14 protein-coding genes are annotated in these 17,851 nt (G+C 41.0%); 3 read left to right on the top strand and 11 right to left on the bottom strand.

The window, feature by feature from the left end:
- Positions 1-33 precede the first annotated feature (33 nt).
- The 4 genes from BLR53_RS18990 to BLR53_RS19005 all read right to left on the bottom strand — a co-directional run bounded on the left by BLR53_RS18990 (position 34) and on the right by BLR53_RS19005 (position 4,112).
- Positions 34-1,077 carry an aldo/keto reductase gene (locus BLR53_RS18990; protein WP_037444281.1) on the bottom strand — a complete coding sequence of 348 codons (1,044 nt, stop codon included), beginning with the start codon at positions 1,075-1,077 and terminating at the stop codon, positions 34-36.
- A 147-nt stretch (positions 1,078-1,224) separates the two neighbouring features.
- Positions 1,225-1,917, bottom strand: coding sequence for a LytR/AlgR family response regulator transcription factor (locus BLR53_RS18995; protein ID WP_074591798.1), 693 nt, complete (start codon positions 1,915-1,917; stop codon positions 1,225-1,227).
- Complete coding sequence (locus BLR53_RS19000) at positions 1,910-2,938, bottom strand: sensor histidine kinase (RefSeq protein ID WP_074591799.1); 1,029 nt, start codon at positions 2,936-2,938, stop codon at positions 1,910-1,912. Before BLR53_RS19000 ends, BLR53_RS18995 begins: the two co-directional genes overlap by 8 nt.
- A complete protein-coding gene (locus BLR53_RS19005) occupies positions 2,922-4,112 on the bottom strand; it encodes an acyltransferase family protein (protein WP_074591800.1) in 1,191 nt (396 codons plus the stop codon). Before BLR53_RS19005 ends, BLR53_RS19000 begins: the two co-directional genes overlap by 17 nt.
- Before the next feature lie 159 nt (positions 4,113-4,271).
- Here BLR53_RS19005 and BLR53_RS19010 point away from each other — a divergent pair, with 159 nt between their 5' ends.
- A complete protein-coding gene (locus BLR53_RS19010) occupies positions 4,272-5,135 on the top strand; it encodes an alpha/beta hydrolase (protein ID WP_083332142.1) in 864 nt (287 codons plus the stop codon).
- 458 nt (positions 5,136-5,593) lie between these two features.
- Here the strand turns inward: BLR53_RS19010 and BLR53_RS19015 are convergent, their stop codons facing one another.
- Positions 5,594-6,223 carry a LysE family translocator gene (locus BLR53_RS19015; RefSeq protein ID WP_037444272.1) on the bottom strand — a complete coding sequence of 210 codons (630 nt, stop codon included), beginning with the start codon at positions 6,221-6,223 and terminating at the stop codon, positions 5,594-5,596.
- Positions 6,224-6,397: 174 nt separating this feature from the next.
- Here BLR53_RS19015 and BLR53_RS19020 point away from each other — a divergent pair, with 174 nt between their 5' ends.
- Both BLR53_RS19020 and BLR53_RS19025 read left to right on the top strand, forming a co-directional pair.
- The gene (locus tag BLR53_RS19020; protein WP_051760219.1) at positions 6,398-8,146 is read left to right on the top strand and encodes a sensor histidine kinase; all 1,749 of its coding nucleotides are present in this window, start codon (positions 6,398-6,400) and stop codon (positions 8,144-8,146) included.
- Positions 8,147-8,233: 87 nt separating this feature from the next.
- Entirely contained in the window at positions 8,234-9,265 is a 1,032-nt protein-coding gene (locus BLR53_RS19025) for an LLM class flavin-dependent oxidoreductase (RefSeq protein ID WP_037444269.1), read from the top strand.
- A 61-nt stretch (positions 9,266-9,326) separates the two neighbouring features.
- On the opposite strand, the gene BLR53_RS19030 is transcribed toward BLR53_RS19025, so the two are convergent.
- From BLR53_RS19030 to BLR53_RS19055, 6 genes are all read right to left on the bottom strand, one after another.
- Positions 9,327-10,082 (bottom strand): head GIN domain-containing protein, encoded by a 756-nt coding sequence (locus BLR53_RS19030; RefSeq protein ID WP_074591801.1) that lies wholly within the window; start codon positions 10,080-10,082, stop codon positions 9,327-9,329.
- A gap of 212 nt (positions 10,083-10,294) precedes the next feature.
- Complete coding sequence (gene uvrA, locus BLR53_RS19035) at positions 10,295-12,841, bottom strand: excinuclease ABC subunit UvrA (RefSeq protein WP_074591802.1); 2,547 nt, start codon at positions 12,839-12,841, stop codon at positions 10,295-10,297.
- A 94-nt stretch (positions 12,842-12,935) separates the two neighbouring features.
- Positions 12,936-14,039, bottom strand: a complete 1,104-nt coding sequence (locus BLR53_RS19040; protein WP_074591803.1) for a PepSY-associated TM helix domain-containing protein — start codon at positions 14,037-14,039, stop codon at positions 12,936-12,938.
- Positions 14,036-16,405 carry a TonB-dependent receptor gene (locus BLR53_RS19045; RefSeq protein ID WP_074591804.1) on the bottom strand — a complete coding sequence of 790 codons (2,370 nt, stop codon included), beginning with the start codon at positions 16,403-16,405 and terminating at the stop codon, positions 14,036-14,038. Before BLR53_RS19045 ends, BLR53_RS19040 begins: the two co-directional genes overlap by 4 nt.
- A 177-nt stretch (positions 16,406-16,582) precedes the next feature.
- Entirely contained in the window at positions 16,583-16,966 is a 384-nt protein-coding gene (locus tag BLR53_RS19050; protein ID WP_074963982.1) for a hypothetical protein, read from the bottom strand.
- 72 nt (positions 16,967-17,038) lie between these two features.
- Positions 17,039-17,734 carry a DUF1345 domain-containing protein gene (locus BLR53_RS19055; protein WP_074591805.1) on the bottom strand — a complete coding sequence of 232 codons (696 nt, stop codon included), beginning with the start codon at positions 17,732-17,734 and terminating at the stop codon, positions 17,039-17,041.
- Between the last annotated feature and the right edge of the window lie 117 nt (positions 17,735-17,851).

Below are 17,851 nucleotides of genomic sequence, written 5' to 3' on the forward strand. Positions count from 1 at the left end.
ATGACTCTTTTGGTGGTTTATTGTACGTAATCTTTATTTATAAAATTCTGGAATTGGATTTAATTTCAGATTTAAACGCTGATGCCAGTATGGATAAACGGGCTCGACTTCACTTGCTTTATCCAGACGTTTAATCTGATCTGTGGTTAAGTTCCAACCAGTGGCGCCAAGATTTTCAATTAATTGCGCTTCGTTACGTGCACCGACAATTATACTCGAAACGGTAGGTCTCTGCAGTAACCAATTGAGCGAAATCTGAGATATGGATTTTCCTGTTTCTTCTGACAGTTCTTCTAAGATATCTGTAATTTTAAACAGATGCTCTTTCTCCAAAGTTGTCTCTGGTACCGGGCTTCCACCCTCTATTACACGGCCTGTGCTTGGCCAATCCTTTTTCCGGCTGAATTTTCCACCAAGACGGCCTCCGGCTAAAGGACTCCAGATTAGAGAACCTACATTCTGATCCAGACCCAATGGCATCAGTTCCCATTCGTATTCCCGGTTGCTTAGGGAATAATAGACCTGGTGTCCTACGTACTTGTTCCAGCCATATTTCTCTGCGATACCCAACGACTTCATTAAATGCCAGCCCGAGAAATTCGAAGCAGCGATATAACGTACTTTCCCGCTCTGAATTAAATCGTCCAGGGTGCGGAGTGTTTCTTCTACGGGCGTATTACCGTCGAATCCGTGCATATGGTAGATATCCAGATAATCGGTACCTAATCTTTTTAAACTGCCTTCAATCTGTCTGAGTATATGAAATCTGGAAGAACCCTGGTTATTTGGAGCTTCTCCAAAAGTAAATGTGCTTTTGCTGGATAGTAATATTTTATCCCTTTGCTTGCCGGCAATGGCTTTTCCTAATACCTCTTCAGCTAAACCGTCTGAATAGATATCGGCGGTATCGAACAGATTTACGCCATGCGCTAAACATGTATCTATTAATCGGGTCGCTTCTGCTACCTGCGTCTGTCCCCATGCTTTGAAGAACTCATTACTTCCTCCAAATGTCCCCGTCCCAAAACTTAGTACCGGAACAAATAAACCAGATGCTCCTAATTGTCTGTATTCCATTTTATAGTGATTTAGTGTTAATAAAAACCGTAATAAAAAAACAGTTCATTATTTATAACACAATAAATATCAGTGAATAGTTCGGTTAGAGGATTAAATTTTAAAATGACTACATCCAGATTACAATTTCTCAACCTTCATAATTTGTCACCTGGAAATTGATTCCAGCACCGATTTACGTAAGTATTTACTGATCGGCACCCGATATTTCTGAATGGATATGATATTACCCTCGATGGAATCTATATTATTTATGCTTGCGATGTAGGATTTGTGCGTTTGTATAAAACGTTTTACAGGTAGTTTCTCCAACAGCGCTTTAATCGTACTTAACGTAATTATTTTTTTATCCCGGCAATAAATTGCTACATAATTTTCCATGCCTTCAATAAACAGAATGTCATCAAAAACGATTTTCTCTAACCGACCGTTTGTTTTTACGAACAGATAGGGCAGCTGATCTTTACATTGTTTGAGCTCAAAATAATTTCTGGCCTTCCAGGCGGCTTTAATGAACCGGTCGTAGGAAATTGGCTTAAGCAGATAGTCTATTACTTCCAGTTCGAACCCTTGAATGGCATACTGTTCAAATGCGGTTGTGAATATAACTTTCGGCGGGTTTTGCACAGTTTCCAGAAACTCAATTCCAGAGATAAAGGGCATCTGTATATCCAGAAAAAGGAGATCTACTGGTTGGTGGCTCAATAAATCACTGAGTTCAATCGCATCTTCACATGAACCTCTGAGTTCAAGAAAATCTATTTTTTCGATATACCCTTGTAATCCTTTACGGGCATAAGGTTCATCATCTGTTATAATACAACTGATCGGGTTATTCATAGTCAATTTTTATAGTGGCTTTAAAACTGTCCGCCTCTTTTTTAAGTGTCAGTTCATGCCGTTCTCCGTAGAGCAGGTCCAGTCGTCGTTTTAAATTTTCCAGGCCAATACCACCAGACTTTAAATGTCCGTTAGTGATTAGTGGTATGGAATTTTGTACACTGAAAATTATCCATTTTTGATCTATACTGGCATTCACACTCATTTTATAGGCCCCACCGATAAATTTAAACGCATTTTCGACCAGTGGTAAAAAAAGCAAAGGATAGACCAGCTGATCACTCAGCTTTTCGTCGAAAAACAGCTCCAGTATAAGCCGTTCACTACTACGGATCTTTTGAAGATCTATATAACTTTTAAGATAAGCTATCTCTTTAAAAACAGGAACTTTTTGCTGCTGATCGTAAAGCTGATAGCGTAATAACTCTGAGAATTTTTCAATACTCTTTTTTGCGCCCGGTAAATCCTCATCCATTTGAAAATAAACTGTGTTTAACGCGTTAAAAAGGAAGTGAGGATGATACTGTGCTTTTAGAAATTTAAGTTCAGTTTCCAGTTGCTGATTAGTTATTTTTTCCAATAGTAACCGATTACCGACATAAGCTTTAAGCCAAAGCCTACTGCGCGCAATGCCGTAATAAATCAGCGCATAAAGTGTCGGTATGATAGTGAGGTCAGCAAGATCTCCCCAGGATAGCCCATCATCGGTCAATGCACACATTGGAATAAATACGGTGCTTACAACAATTAAATTCGCGATGACCAACAAAGCCAGTTCCTTTAATACGCCCTGATAATTACTTTGTAATGCGCTGGTAAGATCGTAAAAACGGAAGAGTTTTTCGAAGGTATATACGCATAAATAGCCAACGAGTACACTACAGGCCATTTCCAGCAAATTTAACATCCAGTCCCGTTTCCAAAACTGTTCGTCGACAGCCAGGTCATGCAGCAATCTTATGGTGAAGTAAATGAGTAGTCCGTAGAAAGCCGGGGAAATATATTTACGGAATGTATTCATCTGGTGCCGGTTGATTACTGATTGGGGTTTTCGGCTTCATGCCGAATAGCAGATGCGTTAATGCAAAAGGACGGATCAGTAAATGATAAGTAAGCAGGGTAATAAAAAATGTGAACCCTAAAGTATAAATATATTTAGATAAAATACTTTCGTGTTGTAATGGAATTAAGTAATAAACCAGAATAACAATGACAGTTTGATGCAGAATATAAAAGGGATATGCGGCCTGATTCATGTAATTGAGTGCTGAGGCTTTACGATTTAAATAGTGTTTGCCATAACCGACGAGTGCGAGTACCCAACCCCACGCGACGATTGGTTTGATGGCATCAAAGAGGTACACATACAGGTGGCTGGTAAAAGGCCAGTCCTGATTGCCCGGTTCTATTTTATTCCATCTAAGATAATTAAGGAACATGATTGCTAAAAAGCCTGTAGTTAGTGCAAAACGTCGGTTTCTTTCCAGGCTATCCATTAATTTTGGTTGCACAACACAGATAAACCCAGCCAGCAGGAAAAAGATCCAATAGATAAAATAACCGCCGTCATTTATCAGGTCGTTGGTTTCCGGATATTTCCTGCTGAAAAGGGCATACCAGATCACACCTGGAATTATTAGTAAGTAAACCCTCTTACCTCTGGTTAATGATTCCAGTAAATTTTTAAAGGTTTCACTTTTGCCGGCACTCATCCAGGAAAAAAGAGGTGCAAGCATGATGTCGTAAATAAAGAGATAAGCTATAAACCACAGATGATGCCAGCTGAAACTGCCTTTAGGATACAGTATGAAGTTAAAAACATCAGGATACCAGCTCCAGAAATTGCCCTGATATCCGCTAGCGAGTCTTTCCATATAGATCTGTGGGGGAACAATTATAAACATTCCGGCTAGAAGCGGAATGAAAAGTCTGCGAAACCGGAGACCTATAAACGTTACTGCAGAACGTTTTTGCATCATATAATAGCTTACCGTTCCTGAAATAAAGAATAGCAGGGGCATACGGAACAGATGCAGGAAAAAGTTAGACTCCATTAATAAATTACTGGTTTCCGCATTTTTAAGGTGCCATCCATCTTCGGCAACAAAAGGCATTGCTGAGTGAAAAAATAGTACGCCCGCAATAGATAAAATTCTTAACCAATCCAGGTAGGTCTGTCTTTCTGTATTTTTCATTTACATTTTCTTTTGATGCAAAAGAAAGATTTAGACTTATCGGATAAGATTTTTCTTGACCAGGGGGTATATTTCACTGATAAGCGGGCATTATTCTAAAATTGAATATCTTCAGCATTGATTAATTCCTAAATTTACCAGATACCTATTCTTAAAATTATGAAGCCGACTATTGTTTTTATCAAAAGAATCCTGTTCAGTTTTTCACTCTTATTCTGCCTTTTTCTTGGAGGGACGAAGAGTTACGGACAGACTGCCGTTTTACCTTTGCAGGACATTTCTTATTATAATAAGGCAGAATCTGGTGACGATTCTTACCTCAATGCGCAGTGCAAATTAGATGTTTATTATCCAAAAGGCGTAAAGAATTTCGCGACAATTGTTTGGTTTCATGGAGGAGGAATTACTGGAGGGAAGAAAGAAATCCCGCAGGAATTAAAAGATAAAGGTGTTGCCGTGATCGGTGTTGGATACCGGTTATCGCCTAAAGCTAAAGCACCCGCTTATATTCGGGATGCTGCGGCAGCGGTCGCCTGGGTTTATAAAAATATTGAAAGTTATGGAGGAAATAAAAAACTAATCTTTATTTCCGGTCATTCTGCAGGTGGTTATTTGGGAATGATGATTACCCTGGACAAGCAGTATTTAAATAAGTACCAGATTGATGCAAATAGCATTGCCGGGCTTATTCCGTTCAGCGGACAGGCAATTACACATTTCACAGTCAGACAGGAAGCCGGTATAAAAGATACACAGCCGGTAATTGATAAATATGCTCCTTTATTCCACGTAAGGGAAAACGCACCACCTATGCTGCTCATTACAGGAGACAGGGAGATGGAATTGCTTGGGAGATACGAAGAGAATGCATACCTGAACAGAATGATGAAACTAGCAGGGCATCATTCAACGAGACTTTTTGAACTGCAGGGATTCGATCATGGTGGAATGGCTCAACCGGCTTTTCCACTGCTGCTGAAAGAAGTAAATGCGCTTAGTAAGAAAATACTGGCAACTAAATAAGGATGGATACAAGCTTGTTTGATGAGGCTATTTTAAAAGAATTTACACTTTCATTTAAAACTATAGAGGTTCCAATTCACCCATATTCCGCAAAAGAATGGGAAAAACCATTTTAAAAAGACTGTTTGTTTACCAGAAGCTCTTTTTATCAAGGATAAAATGTCGGCAGTCTTCCGGCAGACGCACTCCGGCAATTGTTCTCTGTTGTACTTCCGGATGTTTACGCGCTCGCAGCCGCGGGTAAGTTGAAAATCGACACGGTAAGCGCCAGGCTGGCAGACGTAGAAACCGATTTTTACAAAGAGGTTGCTGCCAGCAAGAGACTGGTATTCGAGATTTAATCTGATTATAGAGTTTACTTGTCGCACAACTAAGCGGAGTGAGTGACAAACTACAGCTTTAAATGCAGTAGTTTGTCTTTATAAAGCATTAGGTGGCGGCTGGAAGTTGTAAGAGACTTATTTTTCTGTGAGAGCGACTTTTATACCAAGTAGAATGAAAATAAAACCAGATGTTTTATTCATGATCTCTTCGGCTCTTTTATGTCTGTTGAAAAGTACCGCGACCTTACTACCCAGCAGTGCAAGCAAGGTGCACCAGATCAGCGTAATCAGCAGGATTATTGTACCCAGGATAAAATAGGGAGCCGGGCTGTTTATGGCTGCGTGGTTTACGAATTGAGGGAGGAATGCAAGGAAGAAAATGGCAATTTTAGGGTTTAACACATCACTGAGAAAGGCGGTGTAAAACATCTTAAAATTACTTCCTGATTTTGTAGTTACCACAAGTTCAGTTGGGGCCGGTTTTGCGGTAATGGATTTATATCCGATATAAATTAAATACGCCGCGCCGAGATATTTGATAAAACTGTAAGCAAATGCAGACTTTGCCAGGACAAGTGACAGACCGAAAGTAGCGGCAGATGTATGCACCAATAAACCCATACTAACTCCAACGGCAGAATATAAACCTGCTGTTTTACCTTTAGAAATACTTCTGGTTAACACCATGATGGTATCTACTCCAGGACTGATTACAACAATTATAGCCGTTAATATAAAAGCAGAAAGATTTTCTATACCGTACATAAGCGGATGATGTATATGTTTGTTTCAAATATAAAATTTTGTATTATAAATAAGGATTTTTGTAATCATGAGTTCAGATTATGCCATGCGGCCGGGTTAAACTAAAATGATGCGCTATTATAACTAAGATTAATTGGTAAATTTGGACTCTTTATTCTTTTCCGGAACAACTCCATGAAAAATATCCTCACCCATAAGCCAGGGGAAACCTCCAATAATCTGCGTAAAGTATTTATACTTTTTTTAGCGTTTACATTTCTAATGGCAGCAGGCTCATTATTACTTCGGCATTCTATTTTTCAAAAGCTGCACATACTCAGCGATAAATTAAGAGAACATGCACCAGGGCAGGAAATCAGCAATATTCTGCTGGATCTGAATGGTGCCGAAAGTGATTTTCAGCAAGCTATTTTATCCGGAGAAAACGAAAAACTCGAAAATTATAAGACTAAGGTTAGCAATATCTTTATTCAGATAGAAGCTATTTTAAAAAAATACGATCTGGACAGCGGTCATGTACTCGCTAAAAGCAAAGATAGGATTGGAGAATCATTTGAGCAGAAACTCGAGCTTTCCAACCAGGTTTTTGGTCTTAAACACAATTTTGACTCTTTGCTTAAAATTACAACAATTCAGAAGATCTCTGGTTCTTCGTCAAATGATATACTTGGTAAATATCAAATTAGACGAAGTATTAAAGGTACAGTATCAAAGGCAGATACATCTGTAAGGATCATTAATGGGGAGCCTGGTAAAAAGGGTTTATTTAAGCGCTTACAAGACGCTATTGCAAATAAACAGGAGGGTGGCCAGTCGGTGAAAGTAGTGACTGTTAACCGCGAAAAGGAAATCCGGGATTCTATCAGCCGAACGCTGGCACACAAAGATTACAGTTCACAGGGTGGGCTACTGAGGAGGTTAAATGAAGAGAATAGCCGTCTGGCAAAATCTAATCAGCAACTTATTTCTACAAATTTAAGTCTGGTAATCGGATTGCACGAGTTAGTACAGCAGTTGAAAGATATTCATCTGACTGAATGGGAGCAAACCCGTGCCGAGATGCTAAACCAATACCAGTCAGCGACTGAAGATATGAACACTTTTACTGGGGTCGCTGTTCTGATGGTATTAATTTTTATTGTGCTCTTGATTATCTACATCCGGAAGGCAGGTGAAGCAGAGGACAACTACCTGCTTGAAAATGAACGTGCAGTTGCATTAGCAGAACAAAAATCAGAAATGCTGGCCATTATGAGTCATGAGATCAGAAATCCTTTGACCGCGATTACAGGCATCATTTATCTGCTGAACCGGTCTGAAATGACGGAAGATCAGAAGAAAAAGCTTAATTCGATAAATCTGTCTTCCAATATGCTGATGGAAACCGTTAATGACATTCTGGACGTCAGTAAAATTGATAACCAGAAAGCAGGTGCACTACATATTGTATCCTTTCAGCCTTGCGTGGAAATTAAAGAAACGATAGCCGCAATGAGTTTTTCTGCAGAAAGAAAACATATTAAACTGCAGGCGGAGTTTACGGGAGACCAGGAGATTACCGTAAAAGGGGATCCCTTTAGATTGAAGCAGATTATGATTAACCTGCTTAATAACGCGGTCAAATATACAGATCAGGGGGGAGTAACGGTAAAAGTAACGATCGGCTCGCATAGCGATACAGAATTATTGACAGTTAGCATAATTGACACAGGGATAGGAATTCCAAAAGAGCAGCAAGCTAAATTATTTACACGATATTATCAGGCCAACCGGTCCGCAGGAAAACCTGGCACTGGTCTGGGTTTGTATATCTGCCAGCAACTGATACAGATTCAGAAAGGAAGTATCAGTGTGGAAAGTGAAGCAGGGAAAGGTTGCCATTTCAAATTTGAAATCCCGTATGCCGCTGATAAACCAGATTAGGAAGACTCCTTAAACGATCTTAACCTACATCAAGGCCGGACTGGTTATAGTTTCTTATTTTTGAATAAATAAAAAATAAGGAGAATTATGGAACTAGGAATTGGAATGTTTGGCGACTTATCATTTGATCCTCAAACTGGAAAACCCCGTCAGGCAGGAGTTAAACTTCATGAAATTCTGGAGCAGATTAAACTGGCTGATGAAATCGGACTGGACGTATTTGGTTTGGGCGAACACCACCGCCCTGACTACGCTGTCTCTTCTCCGGAAATCGTTTTGGCCGCTGCTGCAAGTATCACAAAAAATATAAAACTAACGAGTACTGTAACAGTATTAAGTTCAGCCGAGCCTGTAAAAGTATATCAGGACTTTTCTACCATAGATTTGATTTCGGGCGGACGTGCCGAAATTGCTGTTGGGCGTGGTAGCTTTATCGAGTCGTTTCCGTTATTTGGGTATGACCTTAAAGATTATGACCAGCTGTTTGAAGAAAAACTGGACCTGCTGTTAAATATTAATAATAATGAAGTGGTGAACTGGTCTGGAAAATTAAGGGCACCACTGGTTAATCAGTCTGTATTTCCAAGAGCTACAAATGGGGGGAAACTGCCTGTATGGATTGCGGTCGGTGGTACACCTGAATCGGTTTTGCGTGCTGCCAGATTAGGGTTGCCGTTAATCGTTGCTATTATAGGGGGAATGCCAAAACAGTTTCAGCCGTTGATTGAATTCTATAAAGCTGAATATATTAAGAATGGTCATGATGTTAGCCAAATGCAGATCGGTATTCATTCACATACATTTATGAGTGAGGAAAGTACTGCTATAGATCAATATTATTCAAATTATGCTTCACAGATGAACAGAATAGGCTCGAGCAGAGGCTGGCCTCCATATAGCAAAGCACAATATGATGGCGGAAGGTCGAAAGAAGGGGCATTGTTTATTGGATCACCGGAAGAGGTGACTGAAAAAATCTTATACATGCATGAGTTATTTGGGATAACGCGTTTTATCGGACATATGGATGTCGGCGATCCTTCACATGCCGATATGATGAAAGCTATTGAATTATTCGGGACTCAAGTGGCCCCTGCAGTAAGAAAAGCTTTAGCTTAAGTATTTTAACAATGGCTGGATCGAATTTCCGGCCATTGCTTTTTAATGCGAGTTGGTTCCTTTAATGATTAATCTGGTAGATTTTAGCTTTACCGATAACGATACCTTTCTTGATTTCCGGATTTCCCTTGTAACCTATTTTGGCCTCTCCGAAAGCGGTAACCCTGATTACATCAGATACATTTAATTCCAATTCTGATTCACCATAGAGTGTTGCTTTCGCTGTTTTACCCGTTACGGCGAGCGTATTTATCTTACTTTCCCCATAAGCGGTAAACCTCTGATCTATAATGTTTCCGGACTTAATCTCCAGCCTACTCTCGCCGTAGATCGTTGTACCTAGTTTTTTTAACTGAACATCGTCAAAGGATACTCTTGCTTCGCCGTAGATTAGTAAATGGAAGCTATCCTGTTCTAGTTTACTTTGCAAGCGGATAGTTTCTTCTCCTCTTAAAGATAATTCCTGCAGGGTTTTGTAAGAAATCGAAACGGTTAAAACTGTTCCGGTGTAGATACTCTTTTTTATTTTACGACCATTTTCTTCTGTTTTTTCATTACCGGTTATCTCTTTAGCACCTTCCAGATAGACTCGTAAAGTATTGCCCTTCGACTCGATATTCACTTTTTGACGGCTCACCGTGCTGTTCTCGATAGTAACACTTTCCTTGTCACCTTTTATGAAGACAACCTGTACGTGAGGACTAATGATAACTTTATCGAAATGATCAACGGATACAACTTCCTGGGCGATTATCCTTCCAGAGGTGAACAGTGTGAAAAGGCTCAGGATTATCACGTGTTTTCTTAAATTAAGCATGGCGAAACTATTGTTTTGGGTTTATCGAAGATTGGTTTTTATAGCTATTGAGATACTAGCAATTGCGCTGCCGATCTTCTATTTTTCGTTAAGTGGTTGAAAATAAGAGTAATAATATGAATGCTTATTTGTTTTTGTCCGGATTCGGACACTTGTAATCCGAATCCGGACAGTTTAACTGATGGAAACATGATCTATATATAATTCCCTATTCAGAATTGACCACTTTGCAAAAATTTGGACAGGTAAGGGGCAGTTTTGCTTTCGCTGATTTTTGCAAATACTTCAGGTGTACCGGAAGCAGTTACCTTTCCGCCGAGATCTCCTGCACCTGGTCCGATTTCAATTACCCAGTCGCTGTCGGCAATTACCTGCATGTCATGTTCAACTACGATTACTGTGTTTCCCTGGTCAACAAGCCTGCCAAGCTGGAGCATGAGTCTTTCTACGTCTGCGGGATGTAACCCGGTAGTAGGTTCATCAAGTACATACAGCGAATTTCCATGTTGAGTTCTCTGTAGCTCAGTGGCGAGCTTAATACGTTGCGCTTCTCCCCCGGAAAGTTCAGTTGCAGATTGACCGAGTTTAATATAGCCAAGTCCGACCTGGCGAACAATATCCAGACCGCGGTGTATTTGAGGTTCATCTTTAAAAAATGCCCAGGCTGAGTCAACGCTCATTGCCAGGACTTCTGCAATGTTCTTATCCCGATAGTTGATTTCCAGTGTTTTGGCATTGTATCTCGTTCCCAGACAAACCGGGCAGGGAGTGTAAACACTCGGTAGAAATAAAAGTTCGACCATTACAAATCCCTCACCCTGACAATGGCCGCACCTGCCTTTTGCGATATTGAAAGAAAAGCGCCCCGCATCGTATTTTCGTCTTCTGGATTCAGGAAGGGTGGCGAAAAGTTTACGAATTGGGTCAAAAAGACCTGTATAAGTTGCAAGGTTTGAGCGTGGAGTTCGGCCGATCGGCTTCTGGTCGACTACGACCAGGCGCTTAATAGCGTCCATTCCCTTAGCGATTTTGCCTTTCGGAGCAACGCTTATTTCTTTTTCCAGTAGGTTTATTTGCGTGTCATCGCTACCAAGTTGTTTCAATCCAAGTTGCGCTGCCACTAAAGAAACAAGCACCTGGCTAACCAGACTGCTCTTTCCTGATCCGGAAATGCCTGTTACACTCGTGAAAACTCCAATTGGAAATGATACATTCAACCCCTGCAAATTATGATGAGTAACTTTTTCAAGTTCCAGCCATCCTGCAGGCTCCCGATTATCCTTTTTCTTCTTTATTTTCTGGCCATAAAGGTAATCTCTGGTTTTAGAGCCTTCGGCATTTTTTAAACCTGCTGCAGGCCCGCTGTAGATTATCTGTCCACCATTTTCTCCGGCACCCGGGCCGACATCTACGATCCACTCTGCATGGCGGATCACATCGATTTCATGTTCAACCACAAATAATGAATTGCCCGAAGCTTTTAACTTATCAAGTGCCCGGAGCAGTGCTGCTGTATCGGCTGGGTGTAAACCTGCAGATGGTTCATCCAGTACATAGACCACTCCGAACAGATTAGATCTGATCTGTGTTGCCAGGCGAAGCCGTTGTAACTCGCCTGGCGACAGGGTAGGTGTACTTCTGTCCAGCCCGAGATAACCCAATCCGAGGTCAAGCATGACGGCTAGCCTTGCAATAATATCTTCGGCTATTGTCTTGGTAACAATATGTTTCTCCGGATGTCTGTGATCTCCGGCTTTCTTTTTAGCTGTTCCATTTGCATAGGGTGTAAAAATCTTGTAAAGTGAATTTATAGGTTGCGCCGAAAGTTCAGTGATATCCATTTCGTCGAACAATATAGAGAGTGACTCTTTTTTGAGCTTTTTTCCGTGGCATACCGGACATTCAGCACTTAGCATGAATTTACTAACACGGTTTCTCATCAATTGACTTTGTGATCCGGCAAAGGTTTGCAGTACATAGCGCCTGGCACCGGTAAAAGTACCCATATAGCTTGGCGGAATGTCCTTCTTTATGGCGTCTTGCACCTGGACTCCATTTAGGCCTGGGTAGACCGGAACGACGGGCTTTTCTTCTGTAAATAGGATCCAGTCACGATCCTTCTGAGAAAGATCTTTCCATGGAGTGTCGACATCGTAGCCGAGGGTAATTAGAATGTCGCGTAAGTTTTGTCCCTGCCAGGCAGTTGGCCATGCAGCAATAGCACGTTGTCTTATGCTGAGAGTATCATCCGGGACCATAGACCTTTCGGAAACCTGGTAAACCCTTCCCAGACCATGACATTCCGTGCAGGCGCCTTCTGGTGTATTATAAGAAAAAGCCTCTGCGTACAGAATATTCTGCCCTTCGGGATATTGGCCCGCCCGGGAGTATAACATGCGTAGCAGGTTAGATAAGGTAGTTATACTTCCCACTGAAGATCTGGAGGAGCCCGATCCGCGTTGCTGCTGTAATGCGATTGCCGGCGGCAGTCCTTCTATTTCATCAACTTCCGGGACAGACATCTGGTTGAACAACCGTCTTGCATAAGGAGATACAGATTCCAGGTACCTGCGTTGTGCTTCAGCATATAAGGTCCCAAAAGCAAGGGAAGATTTTCCTGAACCCGAAACCCCTGTGAAAACGACCATTGCGTCTCTGGGGATTTCCAATGATACATTTTTCAAGTTGTTTTCTCTGGCTCCTTTTACGCTGACAAATCCATTATGTTGGCTTTTACTCGCGGTTGATTTCCTTTTCATATCACTTCTGAAACAGCAGTCAGGTTGGATTGTTTTTCGCCAATGGAAGCGCCTTCACATTTCTGTGAGGCGCTTCCGGCTACTAAATACTATGTCAGGTATAACGTCTTTTTACTTTTCGCCACCATAGTAAAGCACCAGTAATAGAAAGCAGGCCTGGTGACAGGCCGACGATCACATAAAGGATTTTAATGGCCATGCCTCCAAAGCTACCCACATGCAAAGCAAAAAAAGTAGCCTCTATCTTTTCCCATAAACTTCGGGTCGATAATCTTTCTACAGATTTAATCACGCCGGTAGATGGGTCAACAGACACAGTGTTACCTTTGTAGAATAATGCCAGTTGATGTTTTACTGGACCACTGATCCGGAAATCTTTCTCCGGCTGGGTGGGTAGGTAGACATTCTGTATGATCAGATCCGGCATACTTTTTCTAGCTGTAACTAACATTTCGTCTATAGATTGTACTGCAAAGGTATTTGCAGGAGCAGAGACTATTTGTTTTTGCCAGTAAGAGCGGTCCATGGAGAACTTGTTCATCCAGAATCCGGTGAAAAATATAACTACGTTAAACACCATTGCCCAAACGCCCACTATTCTGTGGAGACCTGAAGAAATGGTCCGCCAGTTATCCCATTTAATGCCGACCTGGAAAATCAGGACTTTCCATACATATTTCCGGTAAATGATGAAACCGGAAATTGTAGAAAAAAGCATTGTAATCCCAAAAATAGTCGCCAGTAACAACCCTGGAATTCCCAATTGAAAGCTCCAGTGGAATTGTATTAACCACTGCAGGAAACCTGTATTCATATCTTTCAGATTACCTTCGCGTAATGTTTCTCCGGTATATGGATTGATGCTGATCATACCCAGGTCATAAGTAGTTAACTTTCCATCATTCTGATAGAGCCTGAATTCATAGGCATCATTAGGCGCGGCATCTGCATTTAACCAGCCAATACCCGCTAAATTTGGATGGTCAAAACCAATCTTCCTGTAAATAGAGTCCAGTGATTGCCTTTTTCCCTTCGGTTGTACAGTCAGCAAATCTGCATTGAGTACATGATCTATCTCTTTCAGAAAAACCAGAGCAGAACCGCTTAACCCAAGCATAAGTAGAAAAACACCACTGATCAGTCCAAGCCAGCTATGAACGGAAAAGGCGATTTTGGTGGTTGAGTTTACTTTTTTCATCGGATCTGATAGCTAATTCCTATGCGATAATTGAAAGGGTCACCCAATCCAGCAGTTACAGTACTGGATCTGCTGCCTGTAAAATAATGCTTGTTCGTCAAATTGTAAGCATTAAACTGTATGTTGTAACGACCTCTCTGGTAGTTTACCGCCGCATCAAATACAGTGTATTCCGGAAACACGAAGTTTTGATTGCTGATCAATCCAACCTGGTCGCTCACATATCGTACACCGGCCGCCAACCCTAATCCTTTGGCAGCTGTAGTACGTAAATTATATTTTAACCAGAGGTTAGCGATATGTTTGGGTGCATTTGCGAAACGGTCACCCTTTTTGCCAAATGCGCTGTTACTCAATACAATATGTTCATTATAGGCATATCCGGCGATAATGTTAAAATTACCGATCGTTCCCGTCGCTGATAATTCTACACCTCTGCTTCGGGTTCCATCTATAGCTGCCTGACGGTGAGAATTTTCTTCAGTAGGGGCTGCGGTCAGAATATTAGCATAATTGATTTGATACAAGGATAGTGTGGCCGACAATTGTTCATTAAAGAAGTCTGCCTTCGAGCCTAACTCATATTGCGTTGCCGTTCGTGTTGGAAATGGCCCTCCCGAAAGAACATTATTAGATGTTTGTGGGTTGAACGACCGGAGAAATGTTCCGTATACGGAAACGTTGGTCATTGGTAAATACACCAGTCCAAATCTTGGAATCCAGCCAGTCGCCTGAAGTTCATCACCCTGTTTATTATCTCTGGCGGAAAGTGGCGTTTCCTTCCCATTGTAATTATCATATCTGATGGAAAGCAGCGCTTTAAATTTTTCGCTGAAGCTAAGTTGATCCTGTATATAGAGGCCAAGTAGATTGGTAATTCTCTTATTATCATCAGACTCTTCTGCTTCTACACTTGAGGCGGGAGGGTCGTTACTGTAATCGGGATTGAAAATCGAGATCCGTGTAGATGGTTTGTATTGATAATCATTTTTTGTCCAGCCATAACGGTTATAATCGGCACCAATAATAAACTGGTGTTTAATTGAACCGGTTTTAGTTGTATAAGTCCCATAAGCGGTGGTTTGCAGGCTAAAGCGGTCTGTTCTCCAATCCTGGTAGGCTCTGCTGACAGAGTCGTTCCTGATCTTGCCGACGGGAATATGATCTGTAAAATCGAGCACATTTCTTACCGCACGCTGTACTACAGTTAAGTCTAGATCTTTAGCGAACCTATGATTAAAGGTCAATGTAGCTGAGGCATTATCGGTCTTTCCGTAGTCTGATGGACTTTGAATGGTCAAATTGTCTGGATAGTAATTGAAATCAAAAGTCCCATCCGGACGGGTACGTATAAATGTTCCATTGTCATATTGCTGAACAGCTTTCTGGTGAGCATAATTCAGTTCCAGATTTAGATTTGTATTTTCAGAGAAGATGTACGTCAGGGACGGAGCAAGGAAAATGTTCTCTTTATCCTGATTATTGCGGAAACTTTTCGATCGGTCATAACCTATAATTGCACGATAGAGCAGCTTTTTATTCTTTGTTAAGGGGCCTGTCAAATCCAGTGATGCCCTGCGGAAATTCCAGCTGCCTAATGATAGATCGACATTATACCTGGCTTCCGTTAAAGGCTTCTTAGTTACAAAATTGATTACCCCTCCCGGAGCCCCTTCACTGAAAAGAGCTCCTGAAGGACCGCGCAGTAATTCGACAGATTCTACGTTATATAATAATGGTTGCTGACTCCATAAGAATAGGTTTCCGCGTACGCCGTTATAAAGCAGAAAACTGGCATCGGTAGGAGAATAAGCAGTGAATCCACGCATATTGAAGGAACCGTTACCATTATTGGCTTTCATACCGGTAAATGTACTTGCAATCTCATTCAGTGTAAATGCCTGTCGGTCCTGCATGACCTCTGATGAAACAACCTGTACCGATTGGGGGGTAGAAAGTAGAGGGATATCCATTCTGGTAGAGCTATTAGACCGTTTCACCTGGTACCGCGTTTTGGTCGTATTGATCGCCACCTCCTGGAGTTCATTTTTACTTTCAGAAAGCTGGAGGTTAAGAAACGTGTTTTTTCCTGATGCAATGACAAGGTTTTGTTTTAGAGCGCTGTAGCCGATATTTGATACGACCAGAACGTAGGTTCCTGCAGGAACTCCGTTTAGACTAAAACCTCCGTCTGCGTCTGTTTGCGTTGTGATTTTTGTATGCTGGAACTGGACCGTTGCGCCTCTAACAGGCTCATTGTTAATTGTAACTATGCGACCCTTTAACATACCTGTGTTAATTTGTGCAAAGGAATTCGTGGTGACTACTATAAATAGCACCAGTAATGTGAAAATATTGATTTTCATTTGAATGATAAAAATTGGTAATGACAGCACTTTTTGGCGCTATCATTTATACCCGATAAATATTCGTGAACACTAAAAGGCCATATAGACCAGCGGTAGCCAATATCAGTCCAGCCCGTATTGAGCTTTGTCACAATCTGGCGTTCTTGCAGTATTGTGTTAAAAAAACGGAAAAGGCTATGCGGAAAGCTTCTGTGGTGGTTTGAAGATATCGTTTGCGAAAAGAGAAGGTTTGAATTTCAGGTAAAAGGGATTGAATGTCAAGGGCCCATTTTCGGACACGGATTCATTTACCTCAAGCTTGTTCATTCTACAGAAGAACAGGATATTTGTTTTTTCAAGATTTTCTACTCTATGCTTCTCCTCATTCTGCTCTGCCTGCTTTATTTTCTTAGCAAGAAAGCATCTCCCGTTGCAGTTCATTTCCGGCTTGTCTTTATTTTCACAAAAACTAGCCGTAATGTATTCCTGATTCACTTTAAAAGCCAGGATTAAACCAAGTTTATTAAAGGACTGGGTGATCAGGGTGAGCAACAATAAAAGGCAAATGAATCTTTTCAAAGGTTTTATTTAACGCCTGCGAAGGTATATATTTTTTACGATCATTCGGAAAAGTTATGGCCGATAATGCCGCTATTTCTGAATGAGTCCGGCTATTATATTAATTGTAAATGCTACAATGAAAGTATTAAATGCAAATGATAGCAAACCGTGCATTAAGGCTAACCTCCGGATTCTCCGGGAAGTAATCTGAACGTCCGATACCTGAAAAGTCATACCGATAACAAATGAAAAGTAAGTAAAATCCAAATAATCAGGTTCTTGATCATTTGGAAAGATCAACCCTTTATCTTTGATATGTTTTCCCTTTTTATCATTGTCTGCATCGAAATAATAGAAGTCGGCATACCTCAGCGTGAAAAGAGTGTGTACTAACCACCAAGAGCTAATTACACAGGCAAGTGGGATAATAATAGAAGTAGATAACTGTTCTTTGGACTGTGCTGAAGCTCCCTGCAAAAGAATAATAATGGCGAACAAACTTGCGAAGGCTGCAACTATTACAAAGATAAATATCACTTTACGGCTCGAATCCTGGGCACGGGCTTCATGTTTGACATCAGCAGGGTGACTGGTTAAAATAGTTATCCAGGATAAACCGACACTGGTGAACACATAGGTTAGCCAGCTGAGCATTAGACGAATCTCAGGTTCTAGATGCATTATTGGAGTAAGAAACGTCAGCAAGGCAGCTCCTAGTGATATATAAAGCTTGTGATGTGCGTCGAGTCTGTTTATTTTTAACTGCAATTTACCGATGAAAGACATAAGAATTTTCTCTTTTTGACGACTTTTACGAAATGTTGTTTAGTAAATATATGCAGAAAGAATACTAAAATAGCGGGAGTTAATACGATTGTGTACTCATTTCGGTGTGCTGTTTTA

It is taken from the genome of Pedobacter antarcticus, assembly GCF_900103515.1.
Taxonomy (GTDB): Bacteria; Bacteroidota; Bacteroidia; order Sphingobacteriales; family Sphingobacteriaceae; genus Pedobacter; species Pedobacter antarcticus.

Bases quoted from the DNA above. Each gene is read 5' to 3' on its own strand.
- BLR53_RS18990 (WP_037444281.1), bottom strand. From the start codon at position 1,077: ATGGAATACAGACAATTAGGAGCATCTGGTTTATTTGTTCCGGTACTA.
- BLR53_RS18995 (WP_074591798.1), bottom strand. From the start codon at position 1,917: ATGAATAACCCGATCAGTTGTATTATAACAGATGATGAACCTTATGCC.
- BLR53_RS19000 (WP_074591799.1), bottom strand. From the start codon at position 2,938: ATGAATACATTCCGTAAATATATTTCCCCGGCTTTCTACGGACTACTC.
- BLR53_RS19005 (WP_074591800.1), bottom strand. From the start codon at position 4,112: ATGAAAAATACAGAAAGACAGACCTACCTGGATTGGTTAAGAATTTTA.
- BLR53_RS19010 (WP_083332142.1), top strand. From the start codon at position 4,272: ATGAAGCCGACTATTGTTTTTATCAAAAGAATCCTGTTCAGTTTTTCA.
- BLR53_RS19015 (WP_037444272.1), bottom strand. From the start codon at position 6,223: ATGTACGGTATAGAAAATCTTTCTGCTTTTATATTAACGGCTATAATT.
- BLR53_RS19020 (WP_051760219.1), top strand. From the start codon at position 6,398: ATGAAAAATATCCTCACCCATAAGCCAGGGGAAACCTCCAATAATCTG.
- BLR53_RS19025 (WP_037444269.1), top strand. From the start codon at position 8,234: ATGGAACTAGGAATTGGAATGTTTGGCGACTTATCATTTGATCCTCAA.
- BLR53_RS19030 (WP_074591801.1), bottom strand. From the start codon at position 10,082: ATGCTTAATTTAAGAAAACACGTGATAATCCTGAGCCTTTTCACACTG.
- uvrA (WP_074591802.1), bottom strand. From the start codon at position 12,841: ATGAAAAGGAAATCAACCGCGAGTAAAAGCCAACATAATGGATTTGTC.
- BLR53_RS19040 (WP_074591803.1), bottom strand. From the start codon at position 14,039: ATGAAAAAAGTAAACTCAACCACCAAAATCGCCTTTTCCGTTCATAGC.
- BLR53_RS19045 (WP_074591804.1), bottom strand. From the start codon at position 16,405: ATGAAAATCAATATTTTCACATTACTGGTGCTATTTATAGTAGTCACC.
- BLR53_RS19055 (WP_074591805.1), bottom strand. From the start codon at position 17,734: ATGTCTTTCATCGGTAAATTGCAGTTAAAAATAAACAGACTCGACGCA.